The sequence below is a fragment of the Corynebacterium sp. HMSC064H12 genome (genome assembly GCF_001809925.1).
In the GTDB taxonomy this organism is placed as follows: domain Bacteria; phylum Actinomycetota; class Actinomycetes; order Mycobacteriales; family Mycobacteriaceae; genus Corynebacterium; species Corynebacterium jeikeium_D.
This window is the reverse complement of record NZ_KV799359.1, coordinates 1-6,129: the sequence shown is the minus strand read 5'-3', so window position 1 is coordinate 6,129 and position 6,129 is coordinate 1. Positions and strand designations below refer to the sequence as shown.

The 6,129-nt window shown below is 57.6% G+C and carries 4 protein-coding genes; 2 read left to right on the top strand and 2 right to left on the bottom strand.

The genetic code is table 11. The features are described 5' to 3' along the window. Both HMPREF2681_RS09370 and HMPREF2681_RS09365 read right to left on the bottom strand, forming a co-directional pair. Positions 1-398 (bottom strand): biotin/lipoyl-containing protein (locus HMPREF2681_RS09370; RefSeq protein WP_305764426.1); only part of this gene is annotated, 398 nt, incomplete at its 3' end. Between the two features lie 173 nt (positions 399-571). Next, positions 572-2,110 (bottom strand): leucyl aminopeptidase, encoded by a 1,539-nt coding sequence (locus HMPREF2681_RS09365; RefSeq protein WP_070546921.1) that lies wholly within the window; start codon positions 2,108-2,110, stop codon positions 572-574. A 222-nt stretch (positions 2,111-2,332) separates the two neighbouring features. Between HMPREF2681_RS09365 and HMPREF2681_RS09360 the strand changes: the two genes are divergently transcribed. Continuing rightward, a complete protein-coding gene (locus tag HMPREF2681_RS09360; protein WP_070546919.1) occupies positions 2,333-3,448 on the top strand; it encodes a branched-chain amino acid aminotransferase in 1,116 nt (371 codons plus the stop codon). Between the two features lie 489 nt (positions 3,449-3,937). Next, positions 3,938-5,815 (top strand): vWA domain-containing protein, encoded by a 1,878-nt coding sequence (locus HMPREF2681_RS09355; protein WP_070546916.1) that lies wholly within the window; start codon positions 3,938-3,940, stop codon positions 5,813-5,815. Positions 5,816-6,129 lie beyond the last annotated feature (314 nt).

Here is a 6,129-nt window from a genome sequence, read left to right as displayed (position 1 = left end):
GTGCCTTCGGTGACGGATTCGCCGAGCTCCGGCATCTCAACGTCAGTAGCGGAACCGGAGGCAGCCTTCGGTGCTTCCTTCTTTGGCTCTTCAGCGTCTTCCTTCGGAGCCTCTTCCTCGGTCTCCTCAGCGGAATCGTCAGCGCCTTCCGGCTCTTCGCCCGGCTCGCCGACCTTTGCGATGACCTCGCCAACATCGACGGTGTCGTCTTCTTCAAAGAGAATCTCGGTGAGAACACCGGCGACCGGAGATGGAATTTCGGTGTCGACCTTGTCGGTGGAAACCTCGAGCAACGGTTCGTCGACCTCGACGGTGTCGCCGACCTTCTTCAGCCAGGTGGTAATGGTGCCTTCGGTAACTGATTCACCGAGCTCCGGCATCTCAATAGAGGTCGCCATGTTTGTGCACTCCTCGAAAAGTTAAGAAATCTCGTTTTAAGACGGTTATTACAAATTAGCTTACAGGTTGAAAACTCTGCTTGCCCCGTGGGCTGCGCCCGCTTTCGGCTGGTGCGTGGAATAGCTCATTCCAGCCAGGATTCCAGCCGGGCGGGGCGCAGTCGGATGACCGGCTACTTCGTTGCCAAATCCTCAATCACAGAGAACATCGTCCGAACCGGAACACCAGTGCCCCGCTTCGGGGTATAACCATACTCCCCGGTGGTGTTGAAGGCCGGACCGGCAACGTCGATGTGAACCCATTCAACATCCTCGCCAACGAATTCGCGCAGGTATGCAGCTGCAACACTCATACCGCCAAAGCGAGAGTTCGTGACATTCCGCAGGTCAGCCACCGGCGACTTCAGGGCCTCTGCTAGCTCAACTGGAATCGGCATTGCCCAACCATTTTCACCAATGCTCTGAGACAGCTCTGCAACACGGTCACGGAACTCGTCGTTACCCAGGACGCCCGGGGTGCGCTCGCCAAGAGCGACCAGCTGCGCACCGGTCAGGGTAGCGGTGTCAATCAGGTGAGTCGGCTTGTCTTCGCAGGCGCGGACAATGGCGTCTGCGAGTACGAGGCGGCCCTCAGCGTCGGTATTCAGAATCTCAATGGTCTTACCGCCGTACTGCGTAATGACGTCGCCCGGACGGTACGCCTTACCACCCGGCATGTTCTCCGCCATTGGAACAGTTGCGGTCACCGGGGTGGATACACCTAGGCGAGCAGCCAGGACGACTGTGGCAATAACAGCCGCAGCGCCGCCCATATCGGAGATCATGTTCTCCATGCTGGCGCCCGGCTTCAGCGAAATACCGCCAGTATCAAAGGTGATGCCCTTACCGACCAGGCCCAGCGAATTCTCTGCCGACTCATCGCCCTTCCAGATCAGGCGCACCAGGCGCGGCCCGCGCGAGGATCCACCACCCACGGCATTGAGGCCTCCGAAACCGCCGGCGCGCAGAGCGTCGTCGTCAAGCACCTCGACCTCGAGCCCCGCGTCACGGCCCAGCGCTGCAGCAGCGTCAGCAAACGTCTCGGGGTAGAGGTGCGACGATGCTGTATTGACGAAGTCACGCGCGGTGGCAACGGCATCTACAATTGCCGAAGCGCGCTTTACGACGTCGTCATCAGCGCCCAACACAACCACCTTCTGGGTGGCCTCGTTGCTTTCTTCGGTGCTCTTCTGACCGGAGTAAGCGTAAGCGCCCAGCGCAAAGCCCTCGGCTGCAGCCTGCGGATCGATGGCGCCGAGAGTGTTAAAGACCACCTTGGCCTTGGTCATACGGCGGGCAGCGGCGCCGCAGGCACGGCGGATGTCTTCCGCATCCAGGTCCTCAGAACCCACGCCAACGCCCGTGACACTGTCGACATCCAGGCCAGCAGGAGCCGGGATGGCGGTCACGGACTCGGCCTTAGCGCTGGCGGAGACTGCCTCAAAGGAGGCGAGCAGCTGCTCTGCAACCGAACCGATGGCCTCGGGTGCGACCAGCTCGAGGCCATCCTCGCCGTCGATAAGCGCGACGAGGACCGCGTCGGCGTCCGCGGGCAGAGAGTTGTCGGCAGCGATGACCACGCGAGTGCCGATAGCCGGCAGGTAGTTGGACAAAACTGCGGCGTTACGAGAAGCGCCGAGCTGTGCCGAATCATTGTTAGCGGGGACTGACATGTAGTTGCATCTCCTTGTAGTCGTACTATGTGGTACACCACCGTATCCCTATTTGCCGGTTCGTGTCCTTCACCCCTGGACAGCGGACTGACGAGCCAGCGCCACGACTATTGGAATGTACCCGCGCCTAGTGCCCGCGACGCTGACATTGCCCTGACTAACACGGTCTTTCGGGGGCGAGTATTGATACGACTCGATCCTCGACGGTTTAGGATGAAAGACATGTCTGCTTTGGAATTTGCAATCGAACGTAACCCGAATCCACTCTCTGATGCCGAGCGTGAGGAGATTCTGGGCAACCCTGGTTTTGGTAAGCACTTCACCGACCACATGGTCCGAATTGACTGGACTGCAGACAAGGGCTGGCATGACGCCAAGCTGCAGGCATACGGTTCGATTGAAATGCAGCCGTCTTCTTCGGTCCTGCATTACGGGCAGTCGATTTTTGAGGGCCTGAAGGCGTATCGCATGCCGGATGGTTCCATTGTTACTTTCCGCCCGGAGCAGAACGCCCGTCGCTTCCAGCGCTCCGCTGACCGCATTGCAATGCCGCAGCTGCCGGAGGAGACCTTCCTCGAGGCAATCCGCCTGCTGGTTGAAGCCGATGCAGCATGGGTGCCGCCAGCTGGTGGCGAAGAATCCCTGTACCTGCGTCCAATCATGTTCTCCACCGAGAGCACCCTGGGCGTGCACCCGTCGAACTCTTACACCTTCCTGCTCATCGCTTCACCTGCCGGCGCGTACTTCTCCGGTGGCATTAACCCGGTGACCGTGTGGATCTCCCACGAGTACGTGCGTGCCGCGCCGGGCGGCACCGGTGCTGCGAAGTTCGCAGGTAACTACGCAGCTTCGCTGGCGGCTCAGCAGCAGGCAGAGGAAAAGGGCTGCGACCAGGTTGTGTGGCTGGACGCTGTCGAGCGCAAGTACATCGAGGAGATGGGCGGCATGAACCTGGCGTTCATCTACCCGGATGAGAATGCTGACGCTGGTGTTCGGCTGGTGACTCCAGAGCTGTCTGGTTCGCTGCTGCCGGGCATTACTCGGGCATCGCTGCTGCAGGCTGCTCAGGATCTGGGCATGAATGTCGAGGAGCGTCGCATTTCCACCGAGGAGTGGAAGGATGATGCCACTTCCGGTGTCATGAGCGAGGCGTTCGCCTGCGGTACCGCTGCAGTCATCACCCCGGTCGGTTTTGTGAAGTCCGCTGAGGGCGAGTTCGAGATCAACGGTGGCGAGACCGGCGAGTGGACCATGAAGCTGCGCGAGCGCCTGACCGGTATCCAGCACGGCGAGGTTGAGGACACCCACGGTTGGATTTACAAGCTCGTTGAGGCTTAGTTTCGGCGTAGGTTGGCAAAGAATAATTTAATAGTGGTTACGAGAATTAGTACTTTCGCAGCCCCTGTTCAGTATTCGCTGTTCAGGGGCTGCGTTTTTGCTTTGCTGGCTCCCCAACGGCTGTGCGATTTTCTCATGGTTCATGAATTGTTCAGGCGGCATTTGTTTAGCCGTTAAAAACACCTCTAGCGTGACCGGGGTCACTGTGAAAAACTACCAACACGATTGATTTTTGTAGTTGGGAAAACAGTTTGAGGCGCTGTGATGGTGGTAGTTCAAGACTTTTTTAAAGATAGTTTTTCGTCAAGTAGTTCAAAGCGCCTAAGGGTAACCATCGTTGTCACTCTGTTGTTGGCTGCGTGGACGATTGGGTTTAGTGCGATTCCGGCTCCGGTGGCGGCAGCCCAAGATTCGCCTTCGCCGTCCGGGGTGGAACAGCCCGCTCCTACGGGCGAAGGGGGTACGGGCGAAGCAAAAGCAGAGCTAATCATGGATCTGTCTGGTTCGATGCTTGCCGACGACGCCGGAGGCACCCGCCTCGATGCGGCAAAGCGCGCATCCACGGAGCTGATTGACTCCCTCCCGGATGATGCGCTGCTTGGCATGCTGGTTTATGGCCAGCGCGAATCCAGTGATGAATCCAACCGCGAACGTGGTTGCCAGGACATCGAGGTGCTGTCGCCTGTCCAAAAGGTCGACAAAGAAGGCCTGAAGAGCAGGATTGCCGGGTTGGAAGCTCAGGGCTATACGCCGATCGGCAATGCACTGCGTAAGGCGGCTGATGAGCTTGGCTCAGACGGTGAGCGGTCAATTATTTTGGTCTCTGACGGTATCGACACCTGCGCGCCGCCACCGGTGTGTGAGGTTGCGAAAGAATTGGCGGGGCAGGGTGTTGGCCTGACGATTCACACCGTGGGATTCAAGGTCGATGAAGAGGCTCGCGCTGAGCTGGAGTGTGTTGCGCAGGCAACTGGCGGTCAAAGCATGACTGCGGACGATGCCACCCAGCTCGCAGACCACATGAAGTTCTTAACTCAGCGGTCAGTGCAGGGCTACGAAACCACGGGTACTCCTTTCGAGTTCTCCGAGACTAAGGAGGGCGCGAAATGGCTCGGCGAGGGCAAGTACCAGACGACGCTAGTGCCAGAGGTTGCCCAGCACGATCGCACCCCGCTCTACTACCGAATCGCGGTGCCGAAGGGACACAACGCGATTGTTACCTCAAAGGTGTTAGCGAATATCGATGCTGAGGGTAAGGGCCAGCAGGATGTCCGAACTGAAGTTGACGAAATCATCAATGAAACTGGCGGAAAATGCCAGGACGACGGTCGTATGGGGTCGCTGACTGGCGCCGAAGCTAGTGCCGATTCGTGGACTCCAACTTCGGCCGATGCAAGCGTTCTTGCATGGGATAGTGACCGCATCGAATCCAGTTGCGATCAAACCAAGTGGCTCGTCGCAAATAACGTGTGGGTCTATGACGGTGATTCAGTAGCGGACTATCGTGATGAACCGGTGAAGGTCGAGGTTAGCGTCCAGTTTGAGCCAGTCCTGAAGAAGCAGGATGCTGACAAACTAAATGAGGGGCGGTCTTCTTCGACCGGCGACAAAGCCTACAAAAAGGCCACTTTTGGAGAGGCCAAGCCCGTAAACGGTGGCAATAACGCAGCCCAAGCGCCGGAAGTTAAATCTGGGGATAACATCTCTGACACAATCGTGCCCGGTGAACAGAAGTTCTACAAGATCCCTGTCGAGTGGGGTCAGCGACCAGTGATTGCTGCCCGCACTGGAAATTCGGAGCGCGATAATGCCGATTCCATGGGAGTTGCGCTGTTGAATCCATTCGAGGTTTCCGTGGCGGATGGAACAATGCACTTTTATCAGGATTCCGAGGACCTGAACTTGTCAACAGATCGTCCGGTCGAATACAACAACCGAGAATCTAATGTTGGAGGACGACCTGTAGCCAACGCCGGCTACTACTACGCGACTGTCCGAATGGCTAACTATCGCCCGGATGAAGAGGTCAGTGGCATCGATCAGCCGTTCCAGCTCGCATTCCTCCTGGACAACAAGCCAACTAAGGGGCCTGACTGGCGACCGACTGACAAGAACGGCCCGACTCCATCCGATAAGCCGATTCTGGCCAAGGGAGAGCCGGAACAGGAATCGTCAAAGGACTCGTCAGAAGATGCGTCGAATGAATCTGACTCCTCGGATACGGATTCTCAGGCATCCGCATCCTCGTCGGACATGGAAGATGAGGGCATGAGCCCGTTGGTCATTGGCACCGTTGTAGCAGTGGTCGCCGTGTTTATCGGCATTGCCGGCGCAATCGTCTACCAGAACAAGAAGCGCAAGGAGTAGACAAACCGTAAGATCAGGAAGTTCCTGAGCAGGGGGGGGGCAGGGTGGGGAAGGCAGCAAAATTGTGTCCGCTTGGCGTATCGCTGGCGGGCACATTTTTTGCTACTTAGCCGCAAGAACTGACAACTCCAAGAATTATGGGCTGCAGATGTGAAACTGTGTGAGTTTATGACACTTTCAAGCCATTTTTCGGACCATTTTTGACATAAACGCAGTCAGTAACTCGCATTGGCCCGCCGTCGCTAACATAACCGCAGTCACTAGCCCCACTGAACCCAAACCCCGGGTTAAGTAAAGAAAAGTGTGTCCGCATG

Coding starts and splice junctions, on each gene's coding strand:
- HMPREF2681_RS09365 (WP_070546921.1), bottom strand. CDS start 2,110: ATGTCAGTCCCCGCTAACAATGATTCGGCACAGCTCGGCGCTTCTCGT.
- HMPREF2681_RS09360 (WP_070546919.1), top strand. CDS start 2,333: ATGTCTGCTTTGGAATTTGCAATCGAACGTAACCCGAATCCACTCTCT.
- HMPREF2681_RS09355 (WP_070546916.1), top strand. CDS start 3,938: ATGGATCTGTCTGGTTCGATGCTTGCCGACGACGCCGGAGGCACCCGC.